12 protein-coding genes are annotated in these 18,312 nt (G+C 58.5%); 5 read left to right on the forward strand and 7 right to left on the reverse strand.

Annotated elements, in window-relative coordinates:
- Window positions 1-129: 129 nt before the first annotated feature.
- From asnB to JG743_RS10250, 4 genes are all read right to left on the reverse strand, one after another.
- Window positions 130-2,100: an asparagine synthase (glutamine-hydrolyzing) gene (gene asnB, locus JG743_RS10235; protein WP_202300081.1), complete on the reverse strand. Its 1,971-nt coding sequence runs from the start codon at window positions 2,098-2,100 to the stop codon at window positions 130-132.
- A 93-nt stretch (window positions 2,101-2,193) separates the two neighbouring features.
- Window positions 2,194-2,985 carry a class I SAM-dependent methyltransferase gene (locus tag JG743_RS10240; RefSeq protein ID WP_202300082.1) on the reverse strand — a complete coding sequence of 264 codons (792 nt, stop codon included), beginning with the start codon at window positions 2,983-2,985 and terminating at the stop codon, window positions 2,194-2,196.
- 45 nt (window positions 2,986-3,030) lie between these two features.
- On the reverse strand, window positions 3,031-4,050 hold the full coding sequence (locus JG743_RS10245; RefSeq protein ID WP_202300083.1) for an NAD-dependent epimerase: 1,020 nt from the start codon (window positions 4,048-4,050) through the stop codon (window positions 3,031-3,033).
- Between the two features lie 31 nt (window positions 4,051-4,081).
- On the reverse strand, window positions 4,082-5,362 hold the full coding sequence (locus JG743_RS10250; RefSeq protein WP_202300084.1) for a nucleotide sugar dehydrogenase: 1,281 nt from the start codon (window positions 5,360-5,362) through the stop codon (window positions 4,082-4,084).
- A 245-nt stretch (window positions 5,363-5,607) separates the two neighbouring features.
- Between JG743_RS10250 and JG743_RS10255 the strand changes: the two genes are divergently transcribed.
- Complete coding sequence (locus JG743_RS10255; RefSeq protein WP_202300085.1) at window positions 5,608-6,738, forward strand: glycosyltransferase family 4 protein; 1,131 nt, start codon at window positions 5,608-5,610, stop codon at window positions 6,736-6,738.
- A 113-nt stretch (window positions 6,739-6,851) separates the two neighbouring features.
- On the opposite strand, the gene JG743_RS10260 is transcribed toward JG743_RS10255, so the two are convergent.
- On the reverse strand, window positions 6,852-8,633 hold the full coding sequence (locus JG743_RS10260) for an ABC transporter ATP-binding protein (RefSeq protein WP_244673101.1): 1,782 nt from the start codon (window positions 8,631-8,633) through the stop codon (window positions 6,852-6,854).
- A 177-nt stretch (window positions 8,634-8,810) separates the two neighbouring features.
- On the opposite strand from JG743_RS10260, the gene JG743_RS10265 reads away from it, so the two are divergent.
- The 3 genes from JG743_RS10265 to JG743_RS10275 all read left to right on the forward strand — a co-directional run bounded on the left by JG743_RS10265 (window position 8,811) and on the right by JG743_RS10275 (window position 12,649).
- The gene (locus JG743_RS10265; protein ID WP_202300086.1) at window positions 8,811-9,677 is read left to right on the forward strand and encodes a hypothetical protein; all 867 of its coding nucleotides are present in this window, start codon (window positions 8,811-8,813) and stop codon (window positions 9,675-9,677) included.
- A 78-nt stretch (window positions 9,678-9,755) separates the two neighbouring features.
- Complete coding sequence (locus JG743_RS10270; RefSeq protein WP_202300087.1) at window positions 9,756-10,985, forward strand: glycosyltransferase; 1,230 nt, start codon at window positions 9,756-9,758, stop codon at window positions 10,983-10,985.
- A complete protein-coding gene (locus JG743_RS10275; RefSeq protein ID WP_202300088.1) occupies window positions 10,982-12,649 on the forward strand; it encodes an O-antigen ligase family protein in 1,668 nt (555 codons plus the stop codon). Before JG743_RS10270 ends, JG743_RS10275 begins: the two co-directional genes overlap by 4 nt.
- Window positions 12,650-12,665: 16 nt before the next feature.
- Here the strand turns inward: JG743_RS10275 and JG743_RS10280 are convergent, their stop codons facing one another.
- Both JG743_RS10280 and JG743_RS10285 read right to left on the reverse strand, forming a co-directional pair.
- Complete coding sequence (locus JG743_RS10280) at window positions 12,666-14,750, reverse strand: acyltransferase family protein (RefSeq protein ID WP_274608529.1); 2,085 nt, start codon at window positions 14,748-14,750, stop codon at window positions 12,666-12,668.
- 4 nt (window positions 14,751-14,754) lie between these two features.
- The gene (locus JG743_RS10285) at window positions 14,755-16,764 is read right to left on the reverse strand and encodes an acyltransferase family protein (protein ID WP_202300090.1); all 2,010 of its coding nucleotides are present in this window, start codon (window positions 16,762-16,764) and stop codon (window positions 14,755-14,757) included.
- A 417-nt stretch (window positions 16,765-17,181) separates the two neighbouring features.
- Here JG743_RS10285 and JG743_RS10290 point away from each other — a divergent pair, with 417 nt between their 5' ends.
- Complete coding sequence (locus JG743_RS10290; RefSeq protein ID WP_202300091.1) at window positions 17,182-18,195, forward strand: NAD-dependent epimerase/dehydratase family protein; 1,014 nt, start codon at window positions 17,182-17,184, stop codon at window positions 18,193-18,195.
- The last annotated feature ends 117 nt before the right edge of the window (window positions 18,196-18,312 follow it).

Raw genomic sequence — 18,312 nt, forward strand, 5'->3', positions numbered from 1 at the left:
CACCCTGCTTGCCCCTTTTCCCAAGCCGGTATAGCCGCTGGCTCGGCTATCCGATAGTGCGATACTGCCGCGCCCCCAACAGCTGCAACGGCGGAAGGTCCTGACTGAAATCGTCGGCCACGCGCCGGTTTAAGCCGCAACAGCCGTTGAGGCTCCCTGGTGTGCTTCTCGCCATGACTGGAACATGAGGACGTCCCAAAGCAGATACTGGTTGTTGCGCTGTCCAGAGAGGTGCTCGGACCAGGCGCGTCGGATCGCCTCCGGTCGGAAGAAGCCATCTTCCCGCAGCCGGCGCTCATCGAGTAGTGCCTCGGCCCAATCGCGAAGCGCACCGCGCAACCAGGCATCTATCGGTACGCCAAAGCCCATCTTGGGGCGTTCGACGAGCTCGCGCGGGATATGTTTGTAGAGCAGTTGCCTGAGTGGCCACTTCGTCTTGTTCTCCGCCCGCAGGATGGAAAGCGGCAATGAGAGCGCTAGGCTTACAAGGCGATGGTCGAGCATCGGTACCCGGGTCTCAAGGCTGACGGCCATCGCCGCGCGGTCGACTTTCACCAGAATGTCGTCCGGCATGTAACTCATCAAGTCGAGATACATCATCCGCTCGACGTTGCCCGGTAATGCCGGAAGCGCTTCCAATCCCGTCAGCATCGTGGGTGGCTCGACCGCATCCGGAATGATCTCAGTCGGCTCCCAGTGCGAGCAGAGGCGACGATAGACTTCGTCCATGGTTCGAAGCGAAAGGACCGATGCCGCCTTGTGGATCTTGTCGCCAACCCGTTTGCGCCGAAGGCGTTGCGGCAGGAGCGGCATAATCCCGTCTGCGACATTGTCATACAGATCGGGCGACGGCAGTGTTGCCAGGCTTGCCGACGCGCGACGCAGCCCGATCGGGATGCGGGAAAGCTTGTTCCAGAGGGCATCGGCGAGTGCGTAGCGCGTGTAACCGGAAAACAACTCATCTCCACCGTCCCCAGACAGTGCAACGGTGACACTGCCACGCGCTAGCTTGGAGACGAGGAAAGTCGGGATTTGCGATGAGTCCGAGAACGGCTCGCAATAGATGCCTGGCAGTTGCGGCACGACGTCGAGGGCGTCCCGGTCGCTCAGATGAAGTTCCGTGTGGTCTGTGCCGAGATGGCGCGCGACCTGTTCGGCATGATCGGCTTCGTTGTAGCCGGCCTCGGTGAAGCCGATCGTGAACGTTCGCACAGGTCGCGAACTTATCGACTGCATGACCGCCACGATTGCGGAAGAATCTATGCCGCCCGAGAGGAAGGCGCCGAGCGGCACGTCGGCGATCATCTGCCCTTCGAGCGCGCGGCGAAGATGGCGCTCAACCTCGTCAACGGCTTCCTGGGGGCTTCCTTCAAAAGGTTCACGGCGGCCCTGTTCCGCGACTTCCCTCGCGCTCCAATAGCTCTCTATGCGTGGCTCGCGCATCGGGTCGGAGAGAACGAGAAAGTGGCCGGGTCTTAATTTCCGGATGCCCTGATAGATGCTGTAGGGCGCGGGAATGTAGTTGTGGCGCATCAACAACGTGAGCGCATTCCGGTCGATCTCGGGGCGCCAGTCGGGAAGCGGATGAAACGCCTTGGGCTCGGAGGCGAAGGCAAACGCCTTGCCGACACGGCCGTAATACAGGGGCTTCTCCCCCAGGCGATCGCGCCCAAGCAGAAGGGTCCTCTCTTTTCGGTCCCACAGGCCGAATGCGAACATGCCTGTGGCCAATTCAAGAGCCTGTTTTAGCCCCAGCTCTTCGATCGCGGCCAGAAAGACCTCGGTGTCGGAATGTCCGCGCCAGGCATGATCGCCATAGTCCCGATCGAGAACCGTGCGCATTTCACCGTGATTGTAGATTTCGCCGTTGAAGACGATGACGTAGCGACCGCTGTGCGATGTCATGGGCTGCGCGCCAGCCGATGACAGATCTATAATTGCAAGCCGTCGTTGACTGAGCGCGACACCTGCCTCCGCATCAGTCCAGACACCGTCACCGTCAGGCCCGCGGTGCCGGATCATGTCGGCCATGCGACGCACGGTGGGGGCGCCGGCGCTCGTCACGGCCACTCCACCCACAATGCCGACAATACCACACATCCGGCGTCACTGCTCCCATGATGGCCTTGGCCGCGTCTTGTTCTCTATGCGAATTTTCTATGCGAAATCAGATAGAGGAAAACCGGGCGGCTATTAATTCGTTCGCTCGAAACACCATTGACCGCAGCCGGTGCCGAAAAGGCCGATTCCTGGAGTGACATTCAGGCGCTGCTTCGTGCGAAACCCAAGCTTTTCGACGGCCGTCTCCAGCTCTGCAGCCGAGGTGGATTGATAGGGATACCCGCCAAGCCAGTCGTCGACATCCGCCAAGAACTCCATGCCCCGGCGTTTGCGATAGTTCTTTATGAAAGAGGTCGCGTCCCGGTGCCGCAGCGTTCTTGCCAGCATGTAGGCGCAGACAAAAAGCGCCCTCACTGGAGGTCGCAACCACTTATGCGAGGAGTAGAGCCTCTTTTCGACCGTCCACAGTCCGCAAAGCGGCGTCTTCAGGTAGATCGCAATGCCGAATCGCCCGCCGCGGCCGACGAAACCCGCCGCATTGCGTATCGCTGCCCACATATCGCCCGTGTGGTGCAGGACACCCCACGAATAGACGATGTCGAACGTCTCCAATGGAAGCGACGGCTTGTCGAGGATATCGGCGCGCTCCACGCTCCATTCCGCTCCCGGCGCAAACCGAGAAAGAACGGCTTTTGTTGTTTCGACGCAACGGACGTCATAGTCGATCGCGCGGACCTTCGTCGCTCCTAACCGGAGGGCGGCCGCTGAATGCAGGCCCGATCCGCAGCCTATGTCCAGAAATGTCTTCCCGTCCAGATCTCCCACCAGGCGGCGAAGATCCTCGCAAGCCCGGTCCAGGTGTTCGTCCTCGAAGCGCGCGGCGAGCTCGGACCAGTTGCGGCCGAAATCATAGCGCGCGTTCATTGGCTTCCCATCCGTCGTCCTTTTCTCAAAGACCAAGGAATCGGATCATACTCGATAGAATTCCCGATACCATTCCACGAAACGCGGAACCCCGATTTCGACCGGAATCTTCGGCTTGAAGCCGGTCGCCTCTTCAAGTGAGCTGACATCGGCGAAAGTTGCCGGAACGTCACCCGGCTGGAGCGGCATGAGGTTGCGGTTTGCCTTCCGCCCGAGTGCGTCTTCCAACACCTCGATCAACCGGTTCAGCTGAACGGGCGAATTCCCGCCGATATTGTGGATTCTGAAAGGTGCGCTGCTTGTGGCTGGATCAGGGGCCGCACTTCTCCACTGCGGATTGGCTGTTGCGGGCTGCTGCATCACGCGGTCAATGCCCTCAACAATGTCGTCGATATAGGTGAAATCTCGCTGCATATTGCCATAGTTGAAGACGTCGATCGGCTCGCCAGCGAGGATGGCCTTGGTGAAGATGAACAGGGCCATGTCGGGCCGTCCCCACGGACCATAGACGGTGAAGAAGCGCAATCCTGTCGTCGGCAGGCCGAAAAGATGGCTGTAGGTATGCGCCATCAACTCGTTGGCCTTCTTGCTTGCGGCATAAAGGCTGAGCGGATGGTCCGCTGGATCGTGAACGGAGAACGGCATCCGTGTGCTGCCGCCATAGATCGAGCTGGAGGAGGCATAGACCAGATGGCCGACCGAGGCGTGCCGGCATCCCTCCAGGATATTGAGGAAGCCGGTGAGATTGCTTTCCGCATAGGCATGCGGATTGGTCAGCGAATAGCGAACGCCCGCCTGGGCTGCGAGATTGACCACGATCTCCGGGGTGACCGAGCGAAGAAGCGTAGAAATGCGGTCTCGATCGGTGAGGTCAACTTGATCGAAACGAAAATTCGGGAATTCTTTCAAGCGAGCGAGCCGGGCTCGCTTCAGATTGATGTCGTAGTATTCATTCATGGAATCAAGGCCGACAACTCGCCGGCCATCAGCGAGAAGCCTCTGGCAGAGGTGAAACCCTATGAAGCCAGCCGCGCCGGTGATCAGAATCGGCCTAGTCGATGTCAAAGTGTACTCCTAGGTTATGCTCAGACCGAGCTCACAAGCTCCAATATTTTATCACTGCAGGAACTTCATTCGGCTTGATGGCCGACTTGACGTCGAACAGCGTTCCGCCTGGCCTGATCATCTGAAAAATACGGGATTTCTCCGTGGATAGATAATGCTTGTGAGGAACCGCCAGAACAAGCGCCTGCAAATCGTTTATCTCGTCGAGTGGCAGGATTATTTCACCATATTCGCGTCGAGCGGTTTCGGCATCGGCAAGAGGATCGTGGACCTTGGGGGCAATTCCGAACTGCCTCAACTCCCTGACCATGTCGAAAACGCGGCTGTTGCGCAAATCCGGAACGTCCTCCTTGAAGGTCAGTCCGAGAATGCCGACGGATGCTCCTTTCACCGGCATATCCGAACGGATCAGCCGTTTGACGACTTGTTGAGCAACGAAGGCTCCCATGCCGTCATTGATGCGGCGGCCGGCGAGGATGATCTGCGGATGGTAGCCCTCAGCCTCCGCCTTGGCGGTCAGATAGTACGGATCGACACTTATGCAGTGGCCACCCACGAAGCCCGGCTTGAACGGAAGAAAGTTCCATTTCGTCGACGCGGCATCAAGGACATCCTGCGTTCGAATATCAAGCCGCTCGAAGATCATTGCGAGTTCGTTCATCAGCGCGATGTTGAGATCGCGCTGCGTATTTTCGATTACTTTCGCGGCCTCGGCCACCTTGATCGACGGGGCGCTGTAGACACCGGCATCGATGATCCGGCTGTAGACGCCCGCCACCCGCTCCAGCGCTTCGGCATTCTCGCCAGAGACGACTTTGACGATTCGTCGCAGCGAGTGTTCGCGATCGCCGGGGTTGGCTCGTTCGGGTGAATAGCCAAGCGCGAAGTCGTGAGGATGCCGCAGACCGGAAATCTGCTCGATGATCGGTCCACAAAAATCTTCAGTCACGCCCGGATAGACCGTCGATTCGAAGACGACAACCGCGCCCTTGCTTACCACTTCCCCGACGAGTTCGGATGCCAGCTTCAGAGGAGCAAGATCGGGGGCACGGTTGACGTCGATAGGGGTGGGCACTGCAACCACGAAGAAAGTGGCGCCTTTCAACATCTCCCGGTCGGTCGTCAGTACGATCGACGATTCCTTGAGCTCCGTGGCATCAACCTCTCCCGTGCGATCGACACCGTCGCGCAGCTCGTTGATCCGGCGCTCGCTGATATCGAAGGCGATCGTTCCTGGGAAAATCTTTCCAAACGCGACGGCTACTGGAAGGCCGACATAGCCGAGGCCGATTACAGCAATGCGTTCGGACATCCGTGGATTTCCTCAGGTCGCTTATGACTCGAGGCGCTTGTATGGCAGGCGGTGGGTTAATTCAACGATGCGTCGTTGCGAAGGCGGAAGTCTCCACTCAAAAGAAGTTCGCCGCCAATGCCCGTACCGCGCAACAACTCGCACCGGTCGATACTGTGGATAACATGCGGCAGGGTTGGGTTTCGGGACCCGAGACCTTACAAGAGGCGGGGGGCCTGCTGCAGTCAGCCTAAGATGTTGAACGCATGAACCGTATCGTCGTCATCGTGAGCGAGCCAAAGTCGCTTGCAACCACTCGAGGACATTTTCTCCTTGCGCTGCGCGTTGCCGGATACGACGTTCATGCCGCAGCGCCGTTCGATGAGATGACCGTTCGTTGGCTGACCGAAAACGGCATCCGCTTTCATCATCTGCCGATGGCGCGCGCGGCAGTCGGTCCCATCGGCGATGCGATTTTGGCGCTCCGTCTCTACAGAAAATTACGGGAACTCAGACCTCAGGTCGTGCTGACCTGCGCAATAAAGCCAATTGTCTATGGCATACCCGTAGCATTGATTGCACGCGTCCCGCGTCGGCACGCGCTTATCACTGGCCTCGGCTATGCGTTCACGGACCACCACAAATCGCTGCGCTGGAGGATTATCAACGCTGTGGCTCGACTTCTTTATGCCGCCAGCCTGCGCGGCGCCACCACGGTGACATTCCAGAACGAGGACGATCGAGATGATTTCCGTCGCCTGGGCCTCCTCGGGCGCACACCAGCCAGTGTCGTCAACGGCTCAGGGGTCGACCTGGACCGTTTCAAGGTGGCGCCGCTACCGGAGGAGCCGCGATTTCTTATGATCGCCCGCCTGCTGCGCGACAAAGGCCTTGCCGAATACCTGGGCGCCGCGAGACTGGTGAAGGCGGTCCGGCCGGAGGCTCGCTTCGACCTGGTCGGTGATACCGATCCAAATCCCGCAGGATTTCCGGTCTCGGAGGTTGAGGCAGCCGTCGCGGACGGAACGGTCCGCTATCACAGGGCCGTCGAAGATGTCCGTCGGGTGATCGCCGATTCGCGTATTTACGTGCTTCCCTCCTATCGCGAGGGCACCTCGCGCTCGGTTCTGGAAGCAATGGCAATGGGTCGCCCGGTGATTACGACAGATGCGCCCGGCTGCCGCGCACCGATCATCGCTGGAGTGAACGGCCTGTTGGTGCCGGTGGGTGCCACAACCCCCCTGGCGGAGGCGATGATCCACCTGATCGACAATCCAGATGAAGCCAATTGCATGGCCAGGAACAGTCGGTCGATCGCCGAACAGCGCTATGATATTCGGAAAGTTACTGCTCATATGATGGAAATCATCGAAACCGGGCAACAGGCCGCGGAATGACATCTGCAGAAAAGTCAGCGTCGAACCGATATGAATTCGGAGCCAATTGGGCTTCATTCATCGACAAGTCGTACTCCGCTGAACGCCGCCAGGTGGCGGCCGACGAACGGGGACTAAGCGATATGCGGCCGGCCGTTTTCAATTGTTACGATCTCGTCGCAATTTTCGACCGTCGTGAGGCGATGCGCAATGATCAGCACCGTCAGTTCAGAGGGTAGCCCTCGGATCGCCTCCATCACCGCTGCCTCAGTCTCCATGTCGAGCGCGCTCGTAGCTTCGTCGAAGACGAGTACAGTCGCCTGCTTGTACAGTGCCCGCGCGATGCCTATCCGCTGGCGCTGGCCGCCCGAGAGACGGACGCCGCGCTCGCCGACCCGGGTCTCATAGCCTTGCGGCAGGCTTTCGATGAAGTCCCCCAAGGCGGCCTGCTGCGCCGCATTGCGGACGCGGTCGCGGTCGATCGTGGCGGGGTCGATGCCAAAGGCTATGTTCTCGGCGATTGAAGCATCAGAAAGGAAGATACTCTGAGGCACATGGGCGATCTGCCTCTGCCAGGCACGTCTCGTGTTTCGATCAAGGGGCAGCCCATCGATCTCGATGACTCCGCTTGTCGGCTCGAGCAGGCCCATCACTAAATCAACTGTCGTGCTCTTCCCGCTACCTGTCTTGCCTACAAAACCGACCTTTGCGCCCTTCACGATCGTGAGACTGAACCGTTCGATCACCGGTGCCTGATCTGGCGCGTAGTGGAACGACAGATCTCTCAGCACGATTGCCCGATCGAATGGCAACCGCTTTGACGGGGGTTCGTGCGAGTCAGCGGGGAGTGGTGCCTCGATGGCCTTTAGAACCGCTTCGACCCCAGCGATATTGCCGAGTACGAGCGCCCAATTGGCATAGATCAGTTGCATCAGGGGTACCAGACGCTGCGCGCCAAGAGCAAATGTTCCAAGCATTGGCAGTACCTGCCCTGCATTGTTTGTCTGAGTGATCAACAAGTAGGCAAGCGCGGCGATGATCACCATTCCAGTGGCTTCGATCGCGAAGCGAGGAGTAGCGGCCGCTAGAGCGTTCGCCGAGTACGCACGCTGCAACTGCCTGTCGAGCTCTTCGAAACGGGAGAGAAAGTAAGGCTGAGTGTCATTGATGATGACATCGCGAATGCCGCCCAAGCCCTCTTGCACCGAACGAATATCTTCCGCCTGCATTCGCTCGATAGTCCGGGCATTCGTCTTGAGATGTTTGCGAATGAGGAGCGACATGCCGAGGTACGCCGAACCCAATCCAGCGAAGATCACGAACGTGATAAATGAGCTCAACGCGAACATCGCCGCAACGACGAACACGCTGATGATCGCTCCCCCGACCGCTTGGAGGATCGGCAGGAGCACGTTCATGTTGATGATGTGGACTTGGCGAAGTGTCGCCAGCACCGAACTGGAGCTATTCGATAAGTGATAGCTGTAGGGTTGGTAAAGTGTGCGCTTGTAAACTCTCACGGCGAGCTCGTGCCCAAGCGAAAAGACAAAAGCATGAGTCGCTCGCGAGAGCAGGATCCGCACCACCCCAGCGATCACTACCACTACCGAAAATAGCGACAGCAAGGGCAGAAGGCTGTCGCTCGAACTGGCCGAACCGAAGCCCTGCAATTGGCGTCCGATCCATGACCGACCTATTGAATTGGGATCGGTGATCCTGGCCAGAAAGGGCAAAAGGGCACCGAGCGTCGCGGCCTCAGCGATAGCGCCGAAGAACATTAGGACCAGAAGACCGAAAAACTGGCGGCGCCGGCGCCTCGATAGCTGCGCCCACAAGCGCCGAAGCGCGTCGGTCGTGCTGTCTAGGGTCTGGGTTCCGCTCAATGCCAAGGTATCGCCCGCATTCTCGACGTTCATTGCGCATGCGCGCCACCAGGAAACAAGTCGCAAGTGGCGCCAATTGACAATTCCTGATCTCAGGTCGTCAAAAGCCATCCACAAGCTGGACCATTCGGGGCAGCTTCGAACGTGCAATTGTGATATCTCTGTACTACTAGCAGCGAGGAAAAGGCGATTCTAAGTAGGAGCCGTCATTTGGGCGCCGATCGGTTCTGGCAGTCCTTGGGTCTCTGCCTGACTGGGCTAGGGACGGCGTTTCTGCTCTTTGTCGCTGCTTATCCCCTCGGCCTCGTCCAAGCCTATCCGACACCCCCCGCTGAAGCTATTGAGGGACCGCTTGGGTTTGAGAAGAAGATAGATGATTTGAACGGCCTTTATCGCGGACCGAATGAGCCCAAGCAGGTCTATCTTGAGCGCCTAACGAAGGCTGTCGCGGGTGGTGTAGTGCATTACTGGACGGAAGGGGACCGCTGGGCGGCCACTGACGCGCGCTATACGAAGATCAGCGTTTTCGACAACTACGTCATCTGGTTGCTCGGTTGGCTTCCTGTATACCGTGACAGCTTTCAAAATTACGAGTTTTTGACACCCCGAAAAGCCTTAGATCGCGGTTACGGCTTTTGCTCCCAGGTCTCAAAAATTGTCTATTCAATCCTTACGGAACAGGGAATTCCAGCGACGATATATAGCGCTGAGCAGCACACGATCGTCGAGGTCGATGGCAATGTTCTCGATTCCGATTATGGTGTCCTGGTACCCTATCCTCTGGCTCTTGTAGAAAAGGATCCGTCGATAGTCGATTCCTACTATTCTGACTATGAAGATATGCTGCCTCTTTTGCACGGAGCCTACGGTCAACCTTGGCATCAGCTTGGAACGCCGCAAGGCTTTCAGAATGCCCGTTCTTACGAGACAATTTTCGAACGGCTGAAGTGGCTTCCGCCGCTCATGTTGCTGCTCATCGGCGTGTTATTGACAACTGGCGGGCTGCTTGGGCGCCGACCGTTCGTTTCTGCTCCGAAAATATTTGCCTTCAGTCGTTCGTCCGATCGTGGAGCTTAGGAGTGCTTTGCGCTTGCTTGAGGCCTATGCCTATGGCATGCGACGGCTAAATCGGAAGTCGGCGGCGATAGAGTCTCGATGAGTTATGCTCCAGCAAAGACATCCGCTATCGTTCCTTCGACGGCCCTCGCCAGGAGACGCCGCAAGGGCGTACTTTTTGTTATCGGATCGCTAAACCTTGGCGGCACAGAGAGCCAACTTGTACTGCTCGCCAAAGAACTGGCGTGCCGAGGATGGAGGGTCGAGGTTTTTGCGCTTACGCCGGTAGGCGACGTACTGGCCGAACCTCTGACCCGAGTCGGTATACCAATTTACTACGGCCACCACCGACCGAATTCCCCCGTCGCCGGTTCAAAGACGTCGCCGGGCTTGAAGGAGTTGATGGTCCTCCTGGCTGCGGCCACTTGGGTTTTTAGGCGGGTGGCCTGGACACGACCGAGCGTGGTCCATGCTTTTCTGCCGTTGACAAATTTCCTCGGCGCCGTGGCCGGACGGTTAGCGTTAGCACCGCTTATCGTCACATCTCGACGCGGCCTCGGCAGCCATCAGGAACGCTGGCCTTGGCTAAAATGGATGGATCGGTTCGCTAACCGTTTTTCCGATGTCGTGGTCGCGAACTCACTTGCTGTCGCGTCAGACACGGCGGCGCGGGACAACTACAGCATCAACCGCATCAAAATTGTTGCAAACGCCCTCGATTTTAGCCGGTTCGACAATATCGGCGAACGTCGCAATGGGACCCGGGCTCGACTTGGTCTCGACCCAGGTGACGTGGGCATCATCATTGTCGCAAATTTGATACCGTACAAAGGTCATGACGATCTGATCGAGGCGATTGCCCTCGCGAGCAAAGTGCGCCCAAACATCAAACTCTTTATGGCCGGGCAGGACCGGGGAATCGGATCGGCTCTGGCGCGGAAGGCTGAACGCCTCGGCATCGGGCGCAAAGTGCAGGCTCTCGGAGTTCAGAGCGATATCCCTGGCTTACTCGCAGGTATGGATGTTGGCGTGATCGCGTCCCATGAGGAGGGCTTTTGCAATGCCTTGATGGAGAAACTGGCGGCCGGCCTCCCGGTAGTCGTCACAACCGTAGGCGGAAATCCGGAGGCAGTCTCAGGCCTGCCAGGATGTGTTTTGGTACAACCTCGTGCTCCCACTGATCTCGCTCGAGGTTTGCTGGAGATAGTAGACCGTCTGCCAGAGCGCAAAACGGAACAGGAGTTTCGGCAACGGACAATGCGCCAGCGCTATTCGATTGAGGCTATGGCCGACGCCTATGAAACCCTCTACCTCACGGGGAATGGATGAGCGGGGTTGCCGACGTGGATCGCTCACTAGGCCCAGCATCGTCGCTGCAAACGAACTTAGTGAATCTTTCGGCCGGCTTCTGCGCTTTCACAGTCGTTATATATCAGGCCTGGTTCATGCCATTCTCCCTGCCTTTGTTCGCTGGGCGAGATGGCTATCTCAGGTTGGCCTTGTACGCCCTCTATGGCGTTGTACTCATCGTCTCTTTCGCAGTAGTCGTGACGCGACGTGACGTGCGCAAAGCTATTTCTCCGCTGGCAATCGGCGCCGCGATGTTGGTCGCACCAATCGCTCTGCATCCTTTAGGGATCGTCAACAGGAGCTATTTGACAACTCTTGCTCTTGGTGGCTCTGCAATCACTCTGATGCTTACGTTTGCCCCACCGATTGTGCTGCGGCTGTCAGCTTCGGTTACGGTCCTCAATGCTATCGTTTGCTTTTTGGATGTTCTCTTCACCCATGGCCTTACCAATACAGTTGGCCGGGCGGCGGGGTTAGCAGTTAACCCGAATGTGGCGGCTGCGGGCCTCTTGCTCGGCGGCGCGGCGAGCTATCGCGCCGTACCTAAGGAATGGCGCCCAGGTTTTCTCGTCCTGGTTGGTGGGGCGCTTGCAATCACCTTGTCCCGCTCCACGATTCTTGCAGCCGTCGCCACCGTGTTCCTTCCAAGTGCTGCTGGCATCTGGCAATACTATAGAACTGCACGAAAATTCCAGATCGACACCGCTGCTTGGACGCGGGCTCTCGCTGTGGCCCTTGTGCTACTATCGATAACTATCGTCGCACTGACCACTAACCGCTACTTTCGAGCTGCCATTAGCCAGTCTTTCGCAGGAGTGTTGTCCGTAAACACGGACCTTAGTGAGGCAGGCGAAGCTGTCGACACGTCGCTCGCCCGGCCAGCGGTTCCGATAGAACATCCTCCCCAAGCAGATGACGCGAGTCCGCTTTCGATCGAGCCGCCCCGATTGGCGCCATCTGGAGACGTTTCAGCTCTACCCGGGGAAAGCCCGCCAGGAGACGTCGCCTCTCCCCCCAAAGCGGGTAGGTCTGCAGCAGGCGCGGCCAGGATCCAGGCCCTCAGCGAACGACTGACAGGTGAAGGTAAGAGAAATTCTATCTCCGCCCGAGCTCTATTTTTGGAACGCGGCCTACTTGCATACCGGACAGGCGGTTTCTTTGGTCGTGGGCTGGAGGAGGCTCATGTTTTTGTTCCTCACAACACTTTTGTCCTTTTTGCTATTGCTTTCGGCCATATCGGCTGGCTGGTCCCACTCGGCTTCCTCGTCTTCGCCTTCTGGTTCGTTCGCGACGCTGAAGATCTGCCACTCGGGGTCGCTCTCTTAGGCGTTATGCTGACTTCGCATGATGTCTTGCTGACGCCGAGTTTGTTCATACCCGTGGCTATCGGCATAGGCAGCATGCTCGCCGCAAAGACCAACCCCAGCCGAAGCAGTGAAGCATATTCGGGCTTTGCCTTTGGAATAGGCGGAGGCGCCGGGTTATTCGCTGCCGCTTCGGTTGTCCTGTTGATTTCGCCGCCGATCGGTGTCGATCTCTCGGCTAATCCGCTCTACTTCATGCTTTTGGGGACCGTCGTCGCCTGGGCTGTTGCGACGCTTTATTTGTTTTGTCGCTCTCGTCGAAGCGGTCCCGGCGTGTAGGCGAGTCGCTTGGCGTTTATTCGGCCCGCCGAAGGTCGATCGACCGGACGGTCAGATCACCTCCGAGCGTCTCGATGATTTTCGGAACCACAAGTCTCGCGCCGAAGATGGAGAGGTGGTTCTCGTCGACGTAGAGGCTGTGCCCTGCGCTGTTTGTCATTAGGCATTCCGCGGCGGGGCAGATCGCGTCCAGCGGATCAACGAATTGAAACTGGGAATGGTGGCCTGCGAAAGCCGTGAAGGCCGCTTTGAATGCGACATGCTCTACCCTCGAGGACGCTGGGCATGGAAGGGAGAAATAGTTCGGCCTGAGAGCACAGATCAGGTTTGTGTTTGGAGCGTGTCCGATCAAGATGACCGGTCCGCGAAACCCGGCGTACAGCTTGGAGATGTCTTCAAGCATTGTCGGAAACAGCTTCGCCAGATCAGGGATATCGACAGGCGCTCCATTAGCCTTCCTTTCGAGAATGTTGCGATATCCTGGCCAGCGCTGAGCGTGCACGATGGCAGCGATCCCCCCGGCGTTCAACCAGCGGGCTGCTTGACCTGTTGCGGCTCGACAATGTTGCGTGACCGCGCCTCTGGACCGGCTCTGAAGATCCGCTCCGAAATAGCAACTGCCGGCTTGCGCTAGCAGGAAGTGAAATTCCTTTCCGCCAAGCTCTTCAAGGGCGCGGGTGTAGTGGTCAACGTGCGAGTCCCCGACAATAAGGATCTTCGTTGGGCTTTGAAGATTTCCGAATTCGCAGAAATCCTCACAGCCACGAGAGCCCGTGATCGATTCTAGGGTCGCTCGATCGGCCAGTTCACCTCCCGCGATAGCCGATGGCGACCGCCAAGGCATACCGTCCCACATGGAGTAGCTGACCAGTGAGAACGTAAGCAGGCCTGCCAACGCAAGCCCTGTGGGTCCGACGAAGCCGCGGCCAGCACGATACGGCTGTTCAACGAAGTGAAACATCATGACTGCCAAGGCGAGAGATAGGAACCCGACGAGAACAGCCTCCCTCGGCAGCAACGGCCGCAGAAGGCCATATTCACAGAATACGATCAGGGGCCAGTGCACTAGGTAAAGTGAATAGCTGATGCGCCCGATATAGGCTGCGGGGCCATTGCGTAGGACAAGCCCCACAAGTCGTGAGCGATCCGCGTACAGCACCATCGCAGCTCCGACCGTCGGCACAAGTACGTTGAGGGCGGGTGCGTGCGCCGTGCTGTCCAGAACGAAGACGGCACTGCCTATGAGCACCAATCCAAGCAAGGCGAGGAGTTCGTGGATAGCCAGGGCCCGCGGCTGTGGAAGCCAGACCAATGCCGCGCCACAAGCAAATTCGAAGACACGGAAAGGCGTATTGTAAAAGACGGTCGCCCTGCCGTCCGAAAGCCATTCGGCACTCCGCGTTCCAGCAAGCAGCCAAAAAGATCCGTTTTGGAATGCGAAAATAAGCCAGAAGCCCAAAACTGCGATCGCCAGGATTGGCCAAACCATCCGACGTCGGAATAGGGCGAGCAAACCCGAAAGCAGGAGCGGCCACACGCAATAGAACTGCCACTCAACACTCAGGGACCAAGTGTGCAGCAGTGGCTTCATACGCGCGGCCAGGTCGAAGTAGCCGGATTCTCGCCAGAAGAGGACGTTCGAAACCCCGAGAGTGGCGGCCGAAAGCGACTCTGCGAAGTTCTCCAAGTGCTGTGGAGCGAACAGAAGAACCGCAGCAATGCACGACAGGGCCAGTGTCGCAAAGAGAGCCGGCAGCAGCCGGCGGGCGCGGCGCCGATAGAACTGCGCAAGGCTGAAACGCCCTGCGTCGATATCGGCCGCAGCAATGTGCGTGATCAGAAAGCCGCTGATCACGAAAAAAACGTCGACACCGACAAAGCCACCGGAAAACCCGAAAACCCTTAAATGAAAGCAGAGCACTGCCAAAACAGCGAGCGCTCGAAGGCCATCTATCTCTGTCCGATGATGGCTCAGCCTGTCCCGTGTTGCGAGTGACGCAGCGGAGGTGGAACCGGCTTGCTCCTCAACGGGCAGGGCAACGCTGCTTTCCCGCCAAGCTGCGCTAGCCGTAGTTGAAGACAGGGCTTGGCGGCCTCCCATGCACTTAGTTGCTCTTGCGGGTTGTCGGAGGCCGTGGAACGTTCATGACCGATACCCGCTGCCTGTCATCAACTGCGAGAGCCTGGTAGAGGCCCATCATCCGCGCGAGTACGTCGTCGGTCTCCGGCTTCAAGTTTCTGCGCATATGCGATGCGTCGCGGTAGATGAACTCACCATTGATGTAGGTGGCGCACTGCCCGTTCGGGCACATCCCTTTGAGCGGATCGACAAAGAACACCCCATCATGCTCAGTGAGCGACGCCAGCGCGGCGACCGTCGGTGACCACACCCGCAGGATCCGCTCGCTGTCCATATCGGTCGAGCAACGCCTCAATATCCTTTCGCGCATCGCCGCGCACGAGGTCAGATCCACGCCTGGCCCCGGCACCTGACCAATGATTCCAATGCGCCGTTCGGGAGCGGTGATTTCTTCAACGAGGCTTCGCAGACCGTCGCGCATCAGCAGGGCTTTGTCCGCTTGCCGCCCATCGTCAGCAACGACATTGGTGTAGGCAAGGCTTGTCCAAGCTGAGGACAGCACCACGAGGTCGACGTCCGTGCGCTGTCTCAGCATGCTGACCACGGCCTTTCGGGACGATGCGCAGCTTTCCCGGTAGTTAGGCTGCTCCGGAAAGTCGCGATGGACACCTTCTCCGAATGCGGCCGGGCAGGCATGATAAAGAAAGAAGGCCGTATTCTCCCTTTGGCCAACCGCATCCAATAGTGGGGCGAGATGCTCCGCATGGCTGTCGCCCCACAACATGGCATGGCGAGTCGCCTTGTCCCAAGGTGCTCCGAATGCGCAAAACGTGCCGTCCAGTTCTGCTATCTCGACCATCTGCGGACATGGCCAGTCCCACATCACCTCGAGGCTGCGCATCGCCTCAACCTCCCTCGGGATCCTGCTGGTGATACCCCCGGCTTGGAAGATTGAATTGCCGCCTAGACCGACCATCAACGCGGCGGTCACGCCGGCGATGACGGTTCTCAACGGAGGCGGCCGCAGTCGGCGAACGGGTTCTTCGACGAATCGCCAGGACAAATAGGCCGCTACCCAGGCTGCCGCGATGAGGATCGGCGCTTCGACCGCTGTCGGCATCGCACCGCCGGCATAGTGACGGAAAAAGACCAGAATCGGCCAGTGCCAGAGGTACAGGCTGTATGAAATTTTCCCTGTGAAGCGGAGAGGCGCGCTTGAAAGAACCGCCGCAGCGATAGATGGAGAACAAGGCCAGACGAGCAAGACAGCACCAGCCACCGGGGCGAGTGCACTCAGTCCCGGAAATGGCTGGCTCGAGGATAGCCAGATAGTGCTAGCGGCTATCAGGCAAAGGCCAAGCAGTCCGAATGCCTCGGAAATGGCTCGGCGGCCGATCGGCGGAACAAAAACCAGCAAACCGCCTAGCGCCAGTTCCCAACCTCGGCTGAAGGGAGCATAGAACGCTTGCTTGGGATCGACTGCCACCAGGTACAGGGCAGTCGAAAAGCTGATCAGTGCGACAAGGCAGATCGCCGCGACGGTCGGTGACTGATGGCCCCGCCACAAGCGGCCGGCCATGAACAGGAGGGCTGGCCACACGAGATAGAATTGCTCTTCGACGCCGAGCGACCAAAGATGCAGGAGCGGCAGAAGCGTCGCCTCGCGGTCGAAATAGCCGGTATTCCAGAGGAAGTAATAGTTTCCCAAACCCGCAGCAGAATAGGCGGCGCTCCGCCCCAGGCCGGCATAGTCACCCGGCAGCAGGAGAAACCAGCCGGCGGCGAGCGACAGGGCCATCATCACCAGCATGGCCGGCAGGATACGACGCATGCGCCGGCTGTAGAATTGGACAAGCGACAGTTCGCTGCCCTCGGCGACCAAGAGACGCGTGATCAAGTAACCCGAGATGACGAAGAAAATATCGACGCCGACGAAACCTCCGGGGAATCCGGGCACGCCGAAATGGAAGAGAATGACGGCGATCACCGCGATCGCGCGCAAGCCGTCGACGTCAGGCCGATAGTCTAACTTCAAAGCTCCCCCCTGAGCCATCTCCCGAGCGTCATCCCCTGATTGCATCTTATGAGTCGATGGCGGGACCAGACGCGGCGGGCGACGCCGCAGTTCCAGCAAACTCACGGATACATGAGTATCTTACCGTTCCTTATGATTCTAGACTGCGAGAAACATGGGGATACGCTCACAATTTATTTCACGCCGGAGCGATGAAAACCTACACCAAGTCAGCGGTGTGCCAGAATCGCTTCTGCCATCATGGGCAAGAGGTGTCTGGCTTCTGTAAGTGTCAGGTGGCGTGTTTATTCGTGTCAAAGGACCATCGAAAAACTCGGTCGACTGACAGAAAAACGAGTTGTTCAACGGGTCCTTGACTGTATAGAAAGGCTATCCCGTGCTTAGCGAGGGCCACGGGTCGTACTGGAGGCGGCAACTTTGGACAACCATAGCGCGAACGTGGTTGAATTCGGCCCGCGGACACATGTCCTAGTTACCGGTGGCGCTGGCTTTCTTGGATCGGCACTGGTCGATCTGTTACTTGATCGCAATTGCAGTGTGACCGTCATCGATGATCTCTCGAACGGATCGCTTAGCAACCTTCCGGTCGGCAATCCCCGGCTAACGATCCGTACCTTCAAGGTCGGCGGCCCGGCCTTCAATGCGGCGGTCCATGACGAGGTTGGGCTGGCCGACGCCGTATTCCATCTGGCGAGCCCGATCGGGGTTCAGCTTGCCCACACGGAACGCTTTGCTGTCACCAGCGGCATTCTCGAATCAGGTTGCGCAATCGTCGAGGCGTGCCGGCTGCACCGGCGTCCGCTTCTTTATACGTCGAGCTCGGAAGTTTACGGCTCCGGTCGCGACCGTCCGATTACCGAGTCCGATCCTGTCATGACGGATCTCCGACCGCGATGGGGCTATGCTGCCGCCAAGGCAGCGGTTGAGCATCTGATCGCCGGACTGTTTTTCGATTTTGGCATTCCTGCCTGGATTGTCCGGCCGTTCAACATGGCTGGGCCGCGGCAGCGCTCGGCGACCGGCCTCGTGCTGCCGGTGTTTGTGAACTCGGCCTTACGGGGTGAGCCGCTTGTTGTTCACGACGACGGCGAGCAGAGGCGGGCATTCCTTCATGTCGCCGACGCCGCCGAAGGGTTGCTCCTGGTCATGCAGTGTCGATCCTTGCGGGGACGGCCGGTCAATCTTGGCGGCAGCGAGTCGGTGCAGATCGGAAGTCTGGCAAAGATGGTGGTTGAAGCCACCAGGACGAACGCGCCGATCGTCATGAAGTCTTCTAGCGCGGTCTATGGCGAGAAATTCGCCGTCACCTATGATCGCGTCCCGGACACGAGTCTTTTGACGACCATGACGGGCTGGCGTCCGCTGCGCAGCACAAGGCAGACAATTGCCGACTGCATCGAGCACATGCGCACCGAACGGGTAATGGCTTGACGCTTGCCTCATTGGCCCCGCTCATCGGGGCCCTGCTTATAGCGGTCCCTTGCGTTTGGCTGTTTGCGCGTCTTGCGGTTCGTCTCGGCGCGGTGTCGAAGGTTAAGAGCGATCGAT

Source organism: Mesorhizobium sp. 131-2-1 (assembly GCF_016756535.1).
Classification (GTDB): domain Bacteria; phylum Pseudomonadota; class Alphaproteobacteria; order Rhizobiales; family Rhizobiaceae; genus Mesorhizobium.